Annotated in this window: 13 protein-coding genes; 7 read left to right on the plus strand and 6 right to left on the minus strand. The window is 50.2% G+C overall.

All coding sequences use genetic code 11. From position 1 onward, the window contains the following. Nucleotides 1-25: 25 nt before the first annotated feature. Nucleotides 26-1,546 carry a sigma 54-interacting transcriptional regulator gene (locus D0851_RS01865; RefSeq protein WP_117617093.1) on the minus strand — a complete coding sequence of 507 codons (1,521 nt, stop codon included), beginning with the start codon at nt 1,544-1,546 and terminating at the stop codon, nt 26-28. A gap of 216 nt (nt 1,547-1,762) precedes the next feature. Here D0851_RS01865 and D0851_RS20135 point away from each other — a divergent pair, with 216 nt between their 5' ends. Next, on the plus strand, nt 1,763-2,473 hold the full coding sequence (locus D0851_RS20135) for a hypothetical protein (protein ID WP_162893665.1): 711 nt from the start codon (nt 1,763-1,765) through the stop codon (nt 2,471-2,473). Nucleotide 2,474: 1 nt separating this feature from the next. Here D0851_RS20135 and istB read toward each other — a convergent pair whose 3' ends face one another. Further along, complete coding sequence (istB, locus tag D0851_RS01875; protein ID WP_092034459.1) at nt 2,475-3,215, minus strand: IS21-like element helper ATPase IstB; 741 nt, start codon at nt 3,213-3,215, stop codon at nt 2,475-2,477. Then, a complete protein-coding gene (gene istA / locus D0851_RS01880; RefSeq protein ID WP_162893660.1) occupies nt 3,202-4,707 on the minus strand; it encodes an IS21 family transposase in 1,506 nt (501 codons plus the stop codon). The genes istB and istA overlap by 14 nt, the downstream gene beginning before the upstream one ends. A 123-nt stretch (nt 4,708-4,830) precedes the next feature. Between istA and D0851_RS01885 the strand changes: the two genes are divergently transcribed. The 5 genes from D0851_RS01885 (at nt 4,831) to D0851_RS01905 (ending at nt 9,036) form a co-directional block, all read left to right on the plus strand. Beyond that, nucleotides 4,831-5,475 carry a hypothetical protein gene (locus tag D0851_RS01885; protein ID WP_117617095.1) on the plus strand — a complete coding sequence of 215 codons (645 nt, stop codon included), beginning with the start codon at nt 4,831-4,833 and terminating at the stop codon, nt 5,473-5,475. Between the two features lie 174 nt (nt 5,476-5,649). After that, entirely contained in the window at nt 5,650-6,222 is a 573-nt protein-coding gene (locus D0851_RS01890) for a hypothetical protein (RefSeq protein ID WP_117617096.1), read from the plus strand. A 9-nt stretch (nt 6,223-6,231) separates the two neighbouring features. Then, complete coding sequence (locus D0851_RS01895; protein WP_117617097.1) at nt 6,232-6,606, plus strand: hypothetical protein; 375 nt, start codon at nt 6,232-6,234, stop codon at nt 6,604-6,606. Further along, complete coding sequence (locus D0851_RS01900) at nt 6,596-7,267, plus strand: hypothetical protein (protein WP_162893666.1); 672 nt, start codon at nt 6,596-6,598, stop codon at nt 7,265-7,267. Before D0851_RS01895 ends, D0851_RS01900 begins: the two co-directional genes overlap by 11 nt. A gap of 104 nt (nt 7,268-7,371) precedes the next feature. Beyond that, nucleotides 7,372-9,036 carry an MBL fold metallo-hydrolase gene (locus D0851_RS01905; RefSeq protein WP_117617099.1) on the plus strand — a complete coding sequence of 555 codons (1,665 nt, stop codon included), beginning with the start codon at nt 7,372-7,374 and terminating at the stop codon, nt 9,034-9,036. Between the two features lie 186 nt (nt 9,037-9,222). On the opposite strand, the gene D0851_RS01910 is transcribed toward D0851_RS01905, so the two are convergent. The 3 genes from D0851_RS01910 to D0851_RS01920 form a co-directional block, all read right to left on the minus strand. Then, nucleotides 9,223-9,960, minus strand: coding sequence for a hypothetical protein (locus D0851_RS01910; protein WP_117617100.1), 738 nt, complete (start codon nt 9,958-9,960; stop codon nt 9,223-9,225). A gap of 61 nt (nt 9,961-10,021) precedes the next feature. Further along, entirely contained in the window at nt 10,022-14,359 is a 4,338-nt protein-coding gene (locus D0851_RS01915; protein ID WP_117617101.1) for a sacsin N-terminal ATP-binding-like domain-containing protein, read from the minus strand. Between the two features lie 189 nt (nt 14,360-14,548). Next, nucleotides 14,549-15,511, minus strand: coding sequence for a toll/interleukin-1 receptor domain-containing protein (locus tag D0851_RS01920; RefSeq protein WP_117617102.1), 963 nt, complete (start codon nt 15,509-15,511; stop codon nt 14,549-14,551). Nucleotides 15,512-15,983: 472 nt separating this feature from the next. Between D0851_RS01920 and D0851_RS01930 the strand changes: the two genes are divergently transcribed. Beyond that, entirely contained in the window at nt 15,984-16,841 is an 858-nt protein-coding gene (locus tag D0851_RS01930) for a WYL domain-containing protein (RefSeq protein WP_117617104.1), read from the plus strand. Nucleotides 16,842-16,858 lie beyond the last annotated feature (17 nt).

A 16,858-nucleotide genomic window follows, 5' to 3' on the forward strand; every position in this document is an offset into this window, starting at 1 on the left:
TTACCGCACGCAGTGTGCCAGGTTTTTATAGGATCCCCAGTTTTTCCATTTTATTCGTCAGTACCTGCTGACTTTTCAAACCCAGTAGCTTCGCAGCCTTGGTTTTATTACCGCCGGTTTGTTTCAGTGCTAGTGGAATGTAGTGTCTCTCAACCTCTTCACATATCACATTAATATCAATGGGTTGAGTGATGGTGTCCGCCAGAAGCTCACGACTTGATGTTGGCAGTGCAAGGATGGCCTCTTCAAAGGATGCTGGTTCGATAAGAGGACCATCGGTCCAGACTGCCGCTCGCAGTAAAGTCGACCGTAACTCTCGGATATTACCCGGCCAACTGTGAGATGCGATAATTTCTCTTACCGAATGATGAATATTTTTACGTTGGTAGCCGCTTTGGTCCGCCAGCTCATCGTTGACCTGCTCCATTAAAAAGTCAACGAGGCCGTCTAAGTCTTCTGGACGAGACCTCAGTGCTGGTAGTTTGATGACGCCGACCGCCAACCGGTAAAACAAATCCTCACGAAAGGATCCCTCGGAAACCCGCTGCATTAAATCCCGATGAGTGGCCGCAATGATCCGAAAGTCGCTCCTCTGGGACTCTGCCCCTCCCACAGGAGTGTAGGTCTTCTCTTGCAGTGCCCTAAGAAGCTTTACTTGAAGGTCTAGGGAGAGTTCACCGATCTCATCAAGAAACAGGGTCCCACGGTCGGCTTGGGCGAAAAAGCCAGAATGGTCACGATGCGCCCCAGTAAACGCCCCTTTCCTATGGCCAAAGAGCAATGACTCAGCCAACTCTCGGGGCAATGCCCCACAGTTTACCGCCACAAACGCGCCGTTAGAGCGGGTACTGCCCTGGTGAATTGCTTTTGCGAATACCTCCTTACCGGTGCCCGTCTCGCCTAAGAGCAACACGGGCACGTCTCGAATGGCCATCTTTTTCGCTTTTCTTAAAGCCTCCCCAAGTCCACCCTCTGTGACGATGCCTTCGAAGGCGTTGTGCATCTCGCCTTCTTCCAGATTGAGCCGCATGAGTCGATTGTCGGATCTTTCAATCGCCTCATTGGTGAATCTAGCGTCTATATCAAATGGAAGCTCGACAGAGTTGACATGCTGTTTACCAGAGCCCTTCTCATACCAAGATTCGATACAGACCGAGGGAAACCTGGTTTTGACCAGCAGTATCCAAACCGCTGTCATTGCAGGTGTGCCCGGGCTCAGGTGGACCGTGCGTTGAAACTCGGGGAAATCCTTATCCACGGAGATCAGGGCTTTTTCAGCGATGGGGTAAATTTCCTGATAAGCCGATGGGGAAGATAACGAAACCGGCCTGTATGAGATCAGAGAGTCAGGTGGCAGCTTTTCTGAGAGCCAGTCACGATAAGGACGGACAACTTCCTCAGAATAATTGTATAGAAAGTGGAATGCCTTAAACGGACGACCCGCCGCATTGGCATCCTGAATGGCAGCATACACTGGACCAGGGCTCTCGCCCTCAACGGCAGCTAAGTCGTGGCTTCCTATCCATGTAATCAGAATTCGTTCCATTGTCCGCAGTCTTTTAGGTGTCGTTGATGAGCATCGGCCTGGCGATAGGCTCGAAAGATTATCCCGGCAAGCTAATCGTCATACGCTGAGGCTATGCCATAAGGTAAGACTCTAATTCTAGGCTATATTTTTAATCCCAAGTGTAGCCCACTCCATTGTGCCTGTTTTGGAGCTTTTGCGCAGTAATGCTATGAAATCGTTAGAGAGACGCAGAATATGGAATATTCAGACGTGAGTCGCGAAGAATTGTATGACCAAGTTTGGCAAGCTCCAATGACAAAAGTTGCTCAACAATATGGAGTTTCCTCCAGCTATTTAGCTCGCGTCTGCACTCAGCTCAATGTTCCAAGACCCGAACGTGGGCACTGGAGTAAATTAGCAGCGGGCCACAAAGTCTCCGTGCCCACTCTTCCCAGTGCCACGCCAGATCATGATTTGATCTGGTGCCGATCCGGCGCAATGGACCCTACCAAGAATGTTGTTGAGCCAAAACCACTCAAATCCTGTAAGCGACGGGCCAGTCGAAAGAAAAGCATGCCCGGCAATTCAATACATCCACTGATTCGAGGCGCTCGGGACATGTTTCTCAAGGGGCGTGAGACGGGGAACGGATATCTCAAACCTTACAAGTGGAACCTCGTTGATATCATAACCTCTTCTCAGCAGCTCGATAACGCGCTGAAAATCGTGAACACGGTGTTTTTAGAGTTTGAAAGGCGAGGTTGGGAGGCCAGGCTCGAAGCCTCGAATAAACAGTTTCACAGACCTCAGGTTGATGATCGGCCTCAAGGCGGTAAAGATCGTTATGACGTGAACCATTGGTCACCAGGGCGCTCTACCCTCGTCTACCTCGGATCCGTTGCTATCTGTCAATGGCCATTTATTTTGACCCACCTTTGGCCAATAAAATTGACCCACCTTTCATAGTCTAGCCTGTCGTTTTCTGCTTCAGCCGATAGCTTTCTCCTCCCAGCATAAAGATGTGTGAATGGTGGATGACCCGATCAATGATCGGCACCGCCACGTTGTCGTCGTGGAAGAACTCGCCCCAACTGGTGAAGTCCTTGTTGGTGGTGAGGATGATGGACCGGTATTCGTACAGGCTGTTGATCAGCTGGAACAGGTTGTACCGGGCCTGCCGCGTCATGGGCAGGTAACCCAGTTCATCGATGACCAGCAGGTCGTACTTGGCCAGTTGGCTGACCCGCTTTTTCAGCTCACCCTTCATCTCGGCCAGCTCTAGTTCTTCCACCAGATCGAGAGCGTTGCGGAACAGCACCCGGTAGCCGGCCTCCACAGCTTTGTGGCCAATGCCGATGGCCAGGTGGGTCTTGCCTACACCGGGCGGACCGATGAACACCAGGTTGTTTCGCTCGTCGATGAACTGGAAGTCCAGCAAGGCATTGACCTGGCGTTTGGTAATGGTGGTCTGGTGCCGGTAGTCGAAGCCCTCCAGGCGCTTCTCCGCTGGGAACGCAGCCATTTTCCGGTTCCGGCGGATGCGTTTGTCCTGGCGCTGGGTCAGTTCGTGCTCGGCAAGCCGGTCCGCGAAGCTGAGATAGGACATCTCGTTGGCTTCAGCCTCGGCCAGCAGGTTGGTCAGTTCGTCGGCGGCCGCGCTCAGGCGCAGGCTGCGGTAACGGGCCACGGTCTGTTCAAGCTGGCTCATGGGTCACCCCCTGGCCACTGGAGCGGCCAATATGGCGGTAAGCGCTCAGATCCAGTGTTTCTTTTGGTTCCGATAGCGGTTCCGGCTGTCGCTCCCGGAGAACGGCGGCCTGGGCTGCTTCCAGATAACTTTGCAGCCGTGTCGCGGTCATGCCGGGACGCTCTGCCAGCGTCGTAATTAATGCCGGATCCACGGGCGCATGGCGCTTGAGCAGGTCACGGGCAGCCACCAGCTGGTCCTTGTAGATCTTGGGCTCGGAACGCTTGAGCTGTTGGCACAACCGTGGCCCGATGTCACTGCCGATCAGGTCGTTGATCTTACCCTCAAGGGTGGCCACCCGCTGGGCATGATCCCGGTAGTGGTGGGTGTTCTTGATTACCTTGCCTTTATCGGCACACAGAGCATGGCTGGCAATGACTTCCCCTGTGTTCAGGTCGCTGATGTGGAGTTGGCCGCCGGACTCCAGAACGCCCACCCGGGCCTGCTGCCAGGCCATGGGCACAGAGTACTTGTTGGCCTTCCAGGCGATCAGGCCGGTCTTGTCGGCTCGACGTGTCTCGTGGGCCACAGATTGCACGCAAGCTGGTGACAGGTAAGCCTCCAGGTGTTCTCGCTCATCCCGTTCGAAGCGTTCCCGGGGTGGTTCTCCGGTGGTGCCGTGGATGCGGACATTGGCTACGCTCTCAAGCCAGTCCTGCACGTGCTGGCGCACGTGCTCCTGGTCCCGGAAGACTTCACCGTAGAGGCAATCCTGCTTGACGTACTTCACGCCAGCTTCCACCTTGCCCTTGCTCTCCGGGTCATAGCCTTCGCAGGCATGGATCCGGAACCCGGCCGTGGTGGCATACTCATGGAACCGTTGGTTTAGCGTCAGTTCCCGGTACTGCTCGTTGATCACCACCAGCTTGGTCTGATCGTAGACGCACTCCTCTGGCAGGCCACCGAAGTAACGCAGGGCTTCGTCATGGAGCTGGATAAACGTCTGGGTATCCAGCGGGCGGAAGGCCAGACCCACGTACATCAGCCGTGAGAAGGACAGCACGAACACCACGAAGTGGAGAATCCGCTCTTCGCCACCGATCAGCACGCCGCGCAACTCACCCGGATCCACCTGACACTGAACACCCGGCACATCGTCCAGAATGGGTTCGTAGTAGCGCATCTGGGCCGAGGCCACTTCCTCCTTAAGCACCCGCACATAGCGTCGGATGGTGCGATCCGAGGCCGACAACTCGCCAACCCTCTCTTGCAGCTTGCGGGCAATCTTGACGGCGCTGAGCTTGGGAAACTGCTGGAGCAAATGCACCAGATAATCCCGGTGATCATCGAGTCGCTTGCTCCGCGAGGGGTCTGCAAACCGTTCTGAAATCGCATCCACCTCCATCCGCAGGTACTTGCGAACGGTATTGCGGGACAACCCCAGTTCCTGACTGATGGCGCGGATCGACAGCCCTTTGCCGTTATCGTGCAGTGCCTTGATCTTGTGTATCACAACCCACTCCTTCACTGACATGCCCCCGGCCATGGATAAAAGCGGGGGACAGTAGCTGGTTCTGTGGCCTGACGGCCACCCGGGGGTGGGTCAAAATTAATGGCCAGTAGTGGGTCATTTTAATTGGCCACTAACACTATCGGCCTGACCCTTATCGAAGACAGTCATGAAGTTGAAGTTGTTTACGTGGACGGTAAATATACCCCTACGAAGGACCTGAAAAAGTCCCAACCCTGGATGGCTTCTCGATGGCCTAGCAAGCGTGATTTCCCATCTGGCCAATTCCGCCTTCGTGCCTATAGCCCCTATCTCAGAACCACGTGGCAACGGGAATGGAAAATTCGTGATGGACAAGATTTGAGCCGGTTCGCGAAAACCGTGGCACGAGAGCTGCGTAAAGCGACGACCGAAATTTCTGAAGAGTTCGCTGTGGCCTCGGAACAGATCCGCCGTGAGCGGGAGGAATGGGCGCGCCAACGAGAGAAGTGGCGCATTGAACACGACAATAAGATCCGGCAAGAGGCTGTAACCAAAAGCACGGTAGCGCTCGAAGGAATTATTTCGGATTGGTGTCGAGTCAAGAAAATCCATGAATTCTTCGACGAGCTGGAGACCGCGATTGGTCATTCCCCAGATGAGAGAAAGGCTCAGCTACATGACCGATTACATTCAGCTCGAGAATTAACGCGGATTCCCGACGTGCTGGAGATCCTGAAAGCTTGGAAGACTCCGGAAGAAATCTACGAGGAGAAGAAAAGGCGTGGCTAACGTGAGAGTTACGAATACACCCCCTCCACCTTTGAGCGGAGCCTTTAATCAATAATTCTATGTTTGTTAGTGACTTGGGAAGGTTTCTTCCAGTATCCTTAAAATCTCGCCTTCTAGTTTACTAACTATCTTGGCCAAGCACATGACCGTTCCTCCAACTTTTTAAGATTACTGATGCTGGAATTAATAGATAAAGTAAGCCTCGCTTTTGGCCATGTCACACGGCTCTTCTTTCTCGGGATGTTTTTCATCGTCACCGCTGTAGTAGCAGCATCAAGTTATGTGCTTCTGGTTTTAGCACCGTTCGAATACAGCTATGGGCAAGACGATCTAGCGTTTGCTGATTTGATTGCTTTGGCGCTGCTTACCTTGGCCTCCTGGCGTTACTTCCACCGGGGGAGACAAAGTCAAACGCCCCTTTGGCCCCTTCTTAAACGATTCACGTTTACACTCACCTTCGTCACGTTGCTGCTTCTTTCGGCGTTGGGAGTTTTCGCCTCTATGGCCCTGGTTGAGCCGACTTTGGCAACTGAACAACTCTCCGGAGGAGGAGACGACCTACTTTTGTATAGCATTTTTTGCATCTTCATCGTCGCGATTTACGGCGCAACGCCATTGCCTGCTCTATCAGGCACAAACTTGGCAAGTCATAAACCATCAGCGGTTCAGAAAACCGACGACAACGAAAGCGACCGCTTTGAAGCAGAACCGCCTACTCTCTCCCCTTCAACCGACAGAAAATCGTAAGGATACAATGTGAAGCTGCATTCGGCCATTCTGGGGCTGTCCATTTTGATCGCGCCCCAAGCCCTCTTCGCCAAAGAAGCCCCTTTTCAATACAGGGATGCCAATCTATTGGTTCAGTCTTGCCAGGAAGCGGTTGATGTCTTTTCCTCGCATGAAAAAACGGGCTATTTGGCGGCTTACAGGACATCGCTCTCTGAAGCGCTTCGTGCTGGCTACTGTATTGGAGTCCTTGAGCAATTCTCAGATGCGTATGAAGAATATTGTGAGGGCGATGCGGGGTGGTTTGAAAACGCCAAACGAATCGCCTCATTGACTCTGACTCAGCGAGAATCAGCGACTACCACAACGTTCGAAATTCTTGAAGAGTATGCCTGTGGATACTGAGGGGCTTTCAATCCCCGAAGCCATTCGCAAACTTTTTGGTATAGACGTTGCGAAAGAGAGCCCATTGTTAAAGAACAAGGCTATGTCTTTCGTCCGCAACAAGCTCATCGCTGTTCGAACAGAACTCAAGGTTGATCGGAAATCGGTTTATTTGGAGGCTGACCAAAGCAACGCCCTTCACAATGCGTTGATTTTGAATGCGGTGTTTCCAAATCCAAAAGACGTCAAAAGGATCTTTGAAGATCAACAGTACCGCAGTCAGTGCGCGACAGTCGTCAGGCGAGTGCTGACCGATCGCGGATCTGTATTAGGCCAAGCGCTTCAGTCTCAGTCCTCAGAACAGATGGCCTCATTTCTTGCCAATAACGAACGGGATTTGCGTCGGGAATTAATGCCAAATCCATTTCATGTGTTGCCTCAGGTTGCGTTGGGTGACAATACCACCCTCCTACACGCCCTCCTCGCCCAGGCGGCATCATTAGAACCTTCGGATTCGTTCCTTCTTGCTTACCTAAACGGAGACTGGGAAACAGCCCAGGAACTGTCCTCTCAGATATCTTCTGGCAGCCCAGAGTTGTTTGCCCTCAAAACGGAGATAGATCGAAAGCTTAGAGAAGCCCATGAATTCAGTGATTTACTAGATTTATTTCGAAACAAGTGAAGTTTTTTCCTCACAGGGGTTGGTAGTGCATTGCACTGATTGATTCTGATCACCGGGCGTTAAAGCCCTCTTTGATCCAACCAATCGTTTTGAGGAAAAATATTATGAAGGTTAAATTTGTCGGTGCTATCGATGGCGTAACAGGTTCCTGTTCTTGGCTCAAACACGAAGCTTCGGGCACCCAGCTGTTAGTAGACTGTGGGATGCACCAAGGGACCCACGACACACAATTCAAAAATTACGAGAAATTCCCTTTCTGCCCTTCTGAGATTAAGTATGTCCTGCTGACCCACGCCCATATTGATCACTGCGGACTCCTACCCCGCCTAGTCAAAGAAGGTTTTCGGGGACATGTGTACTGCACCTCAGCAACGCGGGATGTCGCAAAACTGCTTCTAGAGGATTCAGCGCGACAGCAGGAGGACTACTCTCAACAGCACGTTGATCAGATTAAATGGCACGCCATCGACCGGCACAACTTTGCATGGAAAGACATGCTGCGGCTATCGGATGGGCTCAGCGTCAACTTTTTGCGCAGCAGTCACGTTCTGGGTGCCGCCATGATTTCGGTTGCCTGGCAGACAAACGATAAAAACGAGAGCGGTCAGCCGGTTCTGAAAAGTATTTGTTTCAGTGGGGACATTGGGTGCCAAGACAAAACCAATTGCTACCTTCCCCTGATGAAAGACGGTTTTGAACCTTTTCCGAACGCGGACTACCTGGTCGTAGAGTCGACCTATGGCGCAACAGTCCGTGAGAAGGCCTACAAACTCGCCCAAAATAGATTGGCTTCATTATCCGCTGTTGTTGAAGGAACGATCTTCAGCAAAGGGGGGAAAGTCTTCATTCCAACTTTCTCGTTTCACCGGGCTCAGGAGCTTATCGCAGATATTATCTGGCTGGCCGAGGATGAGGCTTGCGAGGATGAGCCGATATTTTGCGACGGCAGACCATTGCGAGTCGCTTTGCACAGCTCTCTGGCGATAAAGTTGTGCAACGTTTATGGGCAACACTTGAATGCCCGTGTCTCATCTGGAAAGTACCAATATTTAAACAATGAGCTTCCAGAGCGGATTGGCATGACGGGCGATCAGCTTTCCAAGATATTCTCTGATTTGGGTTCAGGCCGAAAAGTCACGCTACCCGGTTTGGAAATTGTTCCAGTAACAGGAGGCGGCAAAGACGGAAGTCGGGCGAGAGATTGGGCTGACGTCATAATCGCCAGCTCAGGCATGTGCGACCACGGACCGGCAAAGCACTATTTGAAACGACTTGGCAGGGATCCCAAAAACACTGTGGTCACAACAGGTTTTATGTCGGCAAGCTCAGCTGGCAAAAAATTTGTTTCAAATGCCCTGGACCCTGAAAGTGACCACACCGGTGCCGAAGTCATCGAAATGTCACACTACTATTCTGCACACGGAGACCAAGCAAAGCTTCTTGATCACATATTTAACCTGGAAGGACTCACAGATAAGATGCGGGAAACCACTGTTTTCATAAACCATGGTGAAACCAGTCGTAAGTCGGTGTTTGAAGAATCAATCAGGAATCGTGCTTCGCTGCGGAAACATGGTGATCGACGAGTTACCGACATTCAGATTGCAGACGGAAAATGGTTTAACCTCGACTCAGGGTGTTATGAAGATGGCCCAAGGCCAGAGGATGAGCTACGCGAAATCATGGATGCAAAGGGGTTGAGCGCTGAAGATGTTCGGGACTTGATTGAACGTCTTGGAAGAAAACCAAACTCCGGTTCAATAGACTAAATTACTTTGTTTTGAACTGATCCTTCGGTGACCTGGGTGGATTCCGTCCACTGAGGTCACCAAACTTCGCAACTCAGATTGAGGGCGGACCAGCGATTCACTAATGCCCAGTTAAGCAATTCTCCAAATTTCAATTTATTGGGACAGTTTGGCTTTTTCCTGATTAACCCGTTGAGCCTGTAACAACTACGCCAAAGAACCACTGACGTTTTCTTTAGAACATGGGATGCTCATCATCGTTTTAAACATGTCTCTTTTGAAGAACCATTCTCCATACTCTTGGTAGGAATTTGAAAGCACATATATGTTGAGATCGTCGTCTAGCCAAAGAGTATGAAAACCAAAATGACGATGACCATAGATGTCGGAGCAAACTGATATAATTTGCTCGGAAAAGCCATTTGGCATCTCCATCTCTACATGTGCCGCCACTTTCTCGTTCACCTTAATACTTTCGATACCACCACTGGCCAAAAAGTCTTGATCAAGGGGATCGCTTACGAAAATTAAGATCACCTCTAACGCGGGCCCTTGCCCGAAATTTTCTGCTTCCAGAAAAAAGCTTTTAAACTCGTTTTCTTCTTCAGATTCTAATGGGCAATACATTTCGAGTTTCTCGAGGTTTTTCCCAAGCTGGTCACCGTCAACTACTCTCAAGGTAACTACAGGTCTCACCTGTAGGTCTCTGTCACGTTTCGCCTGTTTCCGGTTTTCATCGATATTTATCTTCAGAAGCGTAAAAGCAACAATCACACTGAAGCCACCGAGGAAAAGGGGTGTTACATCCCTGATGTAGTCTCCTTTTGAGAGATCAGCGCCGGCAAGGGCCGATACGCCAATAAAGGAAAACCCAGCTGCTAGCACTATAATAATATCGACCACAACAAACTTAATATATTGCTTTGTCTTGCGCTTAAACTTCATGTCTCAACCATTGGCTCCAGATGCTCAAGTCAATCCTCAATAAACGTTCGCTAATTCGTGTTTATTGAAGCCTCGCAACCCGAATTATCCAACCCTCCGAGGACATACCAGACGGTACCCTGTTAAAAGCTATCGCATGCTTACGAACAAGCTCGATTACAAACTCGGTCGCATCTATCATTTTGTCTCCGGTCTGTAATAGGAGCCTCCAAGCTACTCCCGGATACGCCGTCATGAAATCTGTATCAGAGTACTTCAAAACGCAGAGCCTCTCGTTCTCGGATAGGTATATGCAGGGCTCTTCCTGCCGTGAAGATTTCATTTCAACGAGCAAGAGACGAAGCTGACCATTGTGTTGATCAAAATCCAGGTAGTCATAGCCAAGTCCATCCCACCGATCGGCGAGGTGAAGGATCGTCCGCCACTGTTCTTCAGTGCAAGGTAATTCCGGAAACCTAACATCCTTCAGTAGTTTCGGATTAGCTTCTGAAATTCTTGCATACTCCTCTGCGACCCTTTCCAGCAATATTTTCTGGTCTTGGAGTTCGAGCGCGGCCGCCCTTTTTGCGGCATGGATCGAGTTCAGCTTCTCAGCAAGCTTTCCACTTCTGGCTTTGTTGATTTGATCGTTTGTACGCTGCTCTTCCGAAGAAACTTCAAAAATACGGCCGGTGTACCGTTGGGACTGTTCCGATTGGGTTATCTTCGTAGGCTTCAATTCAGATATCATGTCTATCTGCGCTTTAAGGCCCATTTCGTCTGCTTCGCGTTCCGATTTTCGAAGCTCTCCATCTAGACGGCCCTTCAGATCGTTGAACTCCTCCTCGGTTACCTCAAGGGCCGATAAAATCCATCGTAGCGGATCAAAATCATACCTATACCTTACTGGATCTTTTCCGAGGAGGGATGCCCACTTCGCTTCATCGAAATCACTAAACGTTTTCGTAGCGTCGAGGTGCGACTGGTGATGACTCACAAACTCTAATAAACGCGCCTGATTGGCATGCTCTGGGTTGAGCGGGTCTAAATGAGCAGCAAATTCCCCGGATAGTTTTTCCCGGATCTGGTCAAAGCGAACTCCGCAATCCTTGAGCAGGGTTTGATCGCGCCAATTCGCTTTAGTGAGCTTGACGTCGGTTACCTCCGACAGTTCGCTGATGAGATGCTCGACCTTGCTGTCAGGAAACCATTGATTAATCAATGTGCGGGCGTCCTGGACCGCATTCGCCGGGAGTTCGAAGCTTTCGGGCGATTCGGGTGAGTCCATCATCTGTTTGAAGTGAAAAGCTAACTGGGGACGACGGAATACTTCCTCAGCGAACCACTCACATACACGGTATCTAAATTCACGAGATGATCGGTCCGCAGAACTGGAAACATAGACGATTAGATTTCTTTTGGAGTCGGATCTCAAAGGCTCCCATAACAATTGTGCTTGCAAAAGAGACACTGAGGTTGCACGCAGCTCGACTTCTTCAGTGCCCAGCTTTTCGTTTTGTTGAGCGTGTTCACCTTGAAGAACAACAAGTGCCTGCCAGCGTTTTTGAATCGTTGATTCGTCAACTTCTGCCAGCCCTGGCAAATCACCATAACAGGCAAGGGAAAGGAAACTGGGAAGATAGTCGGTCTCGAACAAGTGACGGAGGGGCTCGCTGTCAACGAAGTCTGAGCCGACAGTGATCGGGCTCTTAAGAGAGACTTGCTGAACTTGATTTAGCTTATTTGCCAGTGTTCCTAAATCGCCGTTGGCAAGCCACAAATAATGATCGCCATCTCCAATTTTGGATCTTGTTTTCCTGAGCGCCTCGGGTATGTACCAAACTCGGTCAGATGGACCAGCAATCCCTCTTCGAAGAGATTTACTCTTTTCAAAAAATAGAGGGATTCTGTCCAGAAGATCAGGTGGCGTTTGGTGACCTGACGTAACTAGCACTCTATTAATTTGTTTAACTAACTGTCGGTAGACCGACCGTATTCCCCCGGATATAGGCGTACCATCTGAACACCCGTGAGCGATATCCTCGAGTGTAGCGATGAGCTTCTCCAGATCACCCGTTTGATCGACGGAACGAACTCCGAGGTCATCTAGAAAAGTTTTTTCGAGAAGAGAAACCGAATCAATTTCAAGAACTGGAAAGCCCTGAACCTTCCCCTGGGTTACGCCAAGATAGGCCTTGAAAGGCTCGATGAAATCTACTGATCCTGACGATACCTCTAGCCAACGTTCCTTAGCTAAGTCTTCTAATGCCTTTTTGACTCCTGTCCTTTGATAGTCACTACTCATCCACACGCCATATGATTTGGCGAGGAGCTTCAAAGCATTAGATTCAGATACTTTGTTTCGCAATATTACCGGAACTTCCCATTGGCCAACCGCCCCCTTCGAAACCAGTGGAACCACATCCCACACCCCCCAATATTTCAAGATATCAGGGTATTTAGGTCCCAGAATTTCCTCACAGGCCTTCTCATCAATTTCACTCACCCGTTCCAAATCCAGGTGATTTGATAAACTCGGAATATAGCTGGTCATAAAGGACTCGTTTACAGGAGCCCAAGAACCCGACGGCAAAACCGGAACCTGCAATCTTTGGGACGGAAAGACTTCGTCCCTCCCAAGGAATCTCCAATGCGTATGCGCTAACGAGCCTTCGCTCGGGTCCGGAGAATACACATCGCGAGCAGCCGCAAGGAAAAGACGCTTCTCCGCGTCACAGGATGTATTAAACTGTGCCCTCCGAATCGCGCGAAGGATTGAGGTGGCGTCGTAATCGGCCCATAAACCGCGTCTCTTGAATGTATTTGCCACGTTTAACGATCCCGGAAAGTTCCAATCCGTAACGACGATTCCGGGAAGATCGATTGAGTCTCCCTTCAAATTACTGGACACCCTGCCTCTACAGAATAGAGTTACGTTGGAGTTCTTTGCGGCCGGCCTCGGCAATGAACATGTTCCGGTCACGACGGGATCATCTGGATAACTTTCACTATCAAACCGGGTTGGAACAATTTTCAGCCCTTCCTTTGAAAAACAAGCCAGATAAGGATCAACGGAGAGAAGGTCGTGGTTTTCCCCCCTTTGATAACGCCCTTTGGCTGGAAGGTAGGTCCCTATCAACCGGTAAAGCTGATCAAAATAGCTCTTATGGCGAACAACGGGGCTCGATATAGCAGAACCAATTAACTTCGAAAGCAGCGCCCCGTTTGCCGTCAAACGTTTAGAGATAGCCTCGGCAAGAACACCTTTACCGCAAAGCATTTCGAATATATACGGAAGTTCGGCCACCCTCTCATCGGACAGAATGTTGGAAAACAGAGACTCAACGGCGGTATCAAGCAGTAACCGGTTGTACCGGTTATTCTGGAAATCGATCTGTTTTCTAGATTCGGAGAGGTAAAAGTCGCCTTGGATATGAAGAGGGCTTCCAGTCTCAACCTCAGTAGGGAGGTAACCGTGGAACTTTCCAGTTGCCATCTCTCGGATCTCAGCCGGAACAGGAAATCCAAGAACCAGTCTGGGTTGGCGATCTAGCTCAAAACCCAAGCTTCCCATTGCATCTTTCAATTCTTTAGAGTGAATAGCCGTGTCGACGTCAACTCGTATCCAATTATCGGCTGAGGTGTAGAGTTGTTTGTTAACCTCCTTAGATCCGGACCTCACTCTAAGGTTTAGCGGTGCTCCGTCAGTACGGATGTCACAAACAAAGTCCAGCGGCGCGGATTCCAGCTCCTGGAGAGGGCCAGATAGAAGCTCGTCGAATGCTTCCGCTGCAATGTCCTCAAGCTCAATTGCCGTGACGGCACCCTGCTCTTTCCAAGCAGGATTAGAAATGAATTCTGGGAAGTAAAAAGACGGGGCCTGGCCCCGGAATTTTTCTTCTACGGTGGAGCTTTCCAGTGTTTCGCCAATGAGGTTTGCAGAATCGATATCTTCCCATTGCTCAAGATGTTTGGTTTCGAGTGGCCAGCGTAAACGTATTCCCCAATTCCCAGTGTCCGAATCGCCTTTAGTCCGAACCGAGACTGAATTGCAAAATTCCCAGATCGACTTGAAACCCACGCCTTTGTTTCCAATCGCCTCACCCGGCTTCTTATTCGTGGTATCAATTGAGCAAAGAGCCTTAAGGTCTGAGCGAGGCTCGTTTTGTCTTGCTCTCGCCCCAAAGGGCTTTCCATCATTCGCAACTGTCAGTGACCGTGATACAGGATCAACTATTATCCAAATATTGGCCTCAGCACGATCCACGGCATTCTGTAATAGTTCATATAAAACCCTGCCGCGATAGTCGTTGGTAACTGCTCGTTCGTGAGCGATATGCCCCGCTACCGTGTCCGGATGCTGCTGATAAAGTTTGCATTTTTCACGGACCATCTCTCCAACAATGGCTTTCACGAGCATAGGTCTGTCCTTGATCTTCTAATTTGACCGGGCCATCAGAGATGGTGGCGTTTGAACGTTCGACTACATAGCCGCTGGGTATTAACGCCAGGCAAAAAAATCGCTCGATCCACTTGTAACGAGCACGCGCCCTAATTTAGCAGGTTTTGTTGGAGGTACGTTTTGACCGCCAGCGGCACGCGACCCATTTCAAAATTTCAACGGCCTAATAAACTCATTCCAAAAATGCTCAGCCATCCCTTCGTTGGTGAGCAATGAACCCCGACCAGGGCCAACCATTCCACCCATCATCGAACGAAACCCTAGCATTATCCCGTCATCTTCCAGCGAAACCGCATCGTTGCAGCTAGTGTTTGAAACCCCCGATTGGCTGTAGCAAATATCGCCGAACCCCATGTCGGAGCCGGAGCGCCAAATTCCACAGTGGCAGACGCGTTTCCCTTTGTTATAAAGCGCTGCCTCGAAACTGTCAGCGTCCTTCTGTTGAAAATCCTGGTCCAGCGTTGGATTCCGTTCACAGATCTCATTCAATGAGTTTTGGAAGAAGCGCGATAAAAACTGAATCCCCTCTCGCTTTGCAATATCTTTGTCGCGATCGCTGAATTCCTTCTTAATCCCTAAATTGCTGCTGCGAGGACCGTGCCCGAGGGATGAAGACAATGTGGCTGGCTGGGAGCTAGTCGAAACGGCAGATGATGAACTTTTACGCCCGGCACCAAGCTCCCCTAAAACGGCCTTAATAGCCTGCACCACTTCGTAGAAACCATCCTCTACATGACTAAATTTGGCGACTGGGTGGCCATCTCTAGGAGTTGCCATCAGCTTCCCAAATGGCAAGTCGTGCCAGTCACAGGTTCTCAGGATGACGGGAACTACACGCGCCTCTCCTTTCGCATGCCGCTCGAGGGCATGCTTCACTTCAATGTCGTAGCAATAATTCGAATTGATGAAGTCAGGACTGATCAATAAAAGAATGACATCGGCGTCGTCAAAATGCTGATTTATCTCACCATGCAGCTCAGTTCCAGCAATGATCCGTCGATCATGCCACGTATTAATCAGCCCTAGCCTCTTTAGAGGCATTAGGTGTTTTTCCAACTCATTCCTTAGCTCTTCGTCTACGTGGGAATAGGAAAAAACCAGCTTTGCCATGGGACACCCTTTGAGAAATATTTAAATTAGCGCTCGCAGTCGCTGAAGAAATGCCACTAATTTTCCGCTGTTCACCTCTCCCTCCACCAAGCCAAAGTGCTTCCACAGTGTCAGCACCTCATGCTCCTTTTCGGTAAGCTGCCGGGAACTGGCCCGACCGGACGGGCATGCTCCTGACGAGACTCCAGCGTTTATTTCGGAAGTTTGCACTGATACGTGGACGCACACCTTTTCGCCGGCCTGTTGTCGCCGCCTGATTTGCTCGTGAAGCCAGCTCTCAGAAAGCCCCTCCAGAGACTGCTCTATCCCTGCCACGGTCACGTTAATCACAATTGTGTCTCCTCATATCCGTGAGAACCAATATACGATCATTTTTCGATCACATCAATAAATTTATGTGGTCATAGTTTTTACGCTATCATAAAATATAGGGCATCTGGTAACCTGCGGCGCACCTTGAGAGGAAAACGTTATGAGTAAACAGCGAGAAATTCAGCGCGAAAGACTGTTTTATATAGAGTTTTTGGCTGTATTTTCCGGGCAGGTAACCCGTAAAGACTTAGTTGGAAGGTTTGGCATAAGCGAGCCCGCCGCGACTAAGGATCTAGCGCTATATGTGGATTTGGCTCCAGGCATGCTCGACTATGATTTGCGTAAGAAGTGCTACGTTTATCGCGGAGAGTACAGTCGAGCCCTTTTCGAACACGACGTTTACCAGTCACTGTTTTCGCTCCTCGGAGAACGAGCAATCGCGCTTGATTACGGCCATGCGAAAAGAATAGAGGGGTGGATTAGCTCCAGCATCAAGCGAAAATTGACCGTTCCTTTGGTTTCAACGATCACGCGGTGTATTTTTCAACGAAAAACGCTGAGCGCGAAGTATATGTCCCTGAGCAGCGGCAACAGCATACGTGAGCTGTCTCCTCTCGCGATTGTCCATGACGGGCTACGATGGCATGTTCGGTGTTTTGATCACAATAAAGAGGACTTCCGAGATTTTAATCTGACTCGATTTTTCGAAGCCCAGCAAGGGAGTGAAGGGTCAAATGCTTCACTGAACGATGATAGTCAATGGTGCAAAAAGGTGACGCTGCATCTGGTGCCCCACCCTAAAGCTCTACATCCGGAAACAATTCGCTTGGACTATGACATTGACGATCTAGCTAAATGTGTTGAGCTTCGGGCGTGCTTCGTCGGCTATTTTCTTCGCCAGTGGAATATAGACTTCTCTGACGATGCCAGTGGTAACCCAAAAGCTCAGCATCTGTTTCTTGAGAACAAGACAGAGCTTTACGAACTTGGTGTTCCAGAGTGGGCGCTTTCGGTTTAAAGGATGCTTTATCCCCA

It is taken from the genome of Marinobacter sp. Arc7-DN-1 (assembly GCF_003441595.1).
Lineage (GTDB): Bacteria > Pseudomonadota > Gammaproteobacteria > Pseudomonadales > Oleiphilaceae > Marinobacter > Marinobacter metalliresistant.

Excerpts from the sequence above, each read along its gene's own strand:
- D0851_RS01910 (WP_117617100.1), bottom strand. The coding sequence starts at position 9,960 with ATGAAGTTTAAGCGCAAGACAAAGCAATATATTAAGTTTGTTGTGGTC.
- D0851_RS01920 (WP_117617102.1), bottom strand. The coding sequence starts at position 15,511 with ATGGCAAAGCTGGTTTTTTCCTATTCCCACGTAGACGAAGAGCTAAGG.
- D0851_RS20135 (WP_162893665.1), top strand. The coding sequence starts at position 1,763 with ATGGAATATTCAGACGTGAGTCGCGAAGAATTGTATGACCAAGTTTGG.
- D0851_RS01905 (WP_117617099.1), top strand. The coding sequence starts at position 7,372 with ATGAAGGTTAAATTTGTCGGTGCTATCGATGGCGTAACAGGTTCCTGT.
- D0851_RS01915 (WP_117617101.1), bottom strand. The coding sequence starts at position 14,359 with ATGCTCGTGAAAGCCATTGTTGGAGAGATGGTCCGTGAAAAATGCAAA.
- D0851_RS01865 (WP_117617093.1), bottom strand. The coding sequence starts at position 1,546 with ATGGAACGAATTCTGATTACATGGATAGGAAGCCACGACTTAGCTGCC.
- istB (WP_092034459.1), bottom strand. The coding sequence starts at position 3,215 with ATGAGCCAGCTTGAACAGACCGTGGCCCGTTACCGCAGCCTGCGCCTG.
- D0851_RS01890 (WP_117617096.1), top strand. The coding sequence starts at position 5,650 with ATGCTGGAATTAATAGATAAAGTAAGCCTCGCTTTTGGCCATGTCACA.
- D0851_RS01930 (WP_117617104.1), top strand. The coding sequence starts at position 15,984 with ATGAGTAAACAGCGAGAAATTCAGCGCGAAAGACTGTTTTATATAGAG.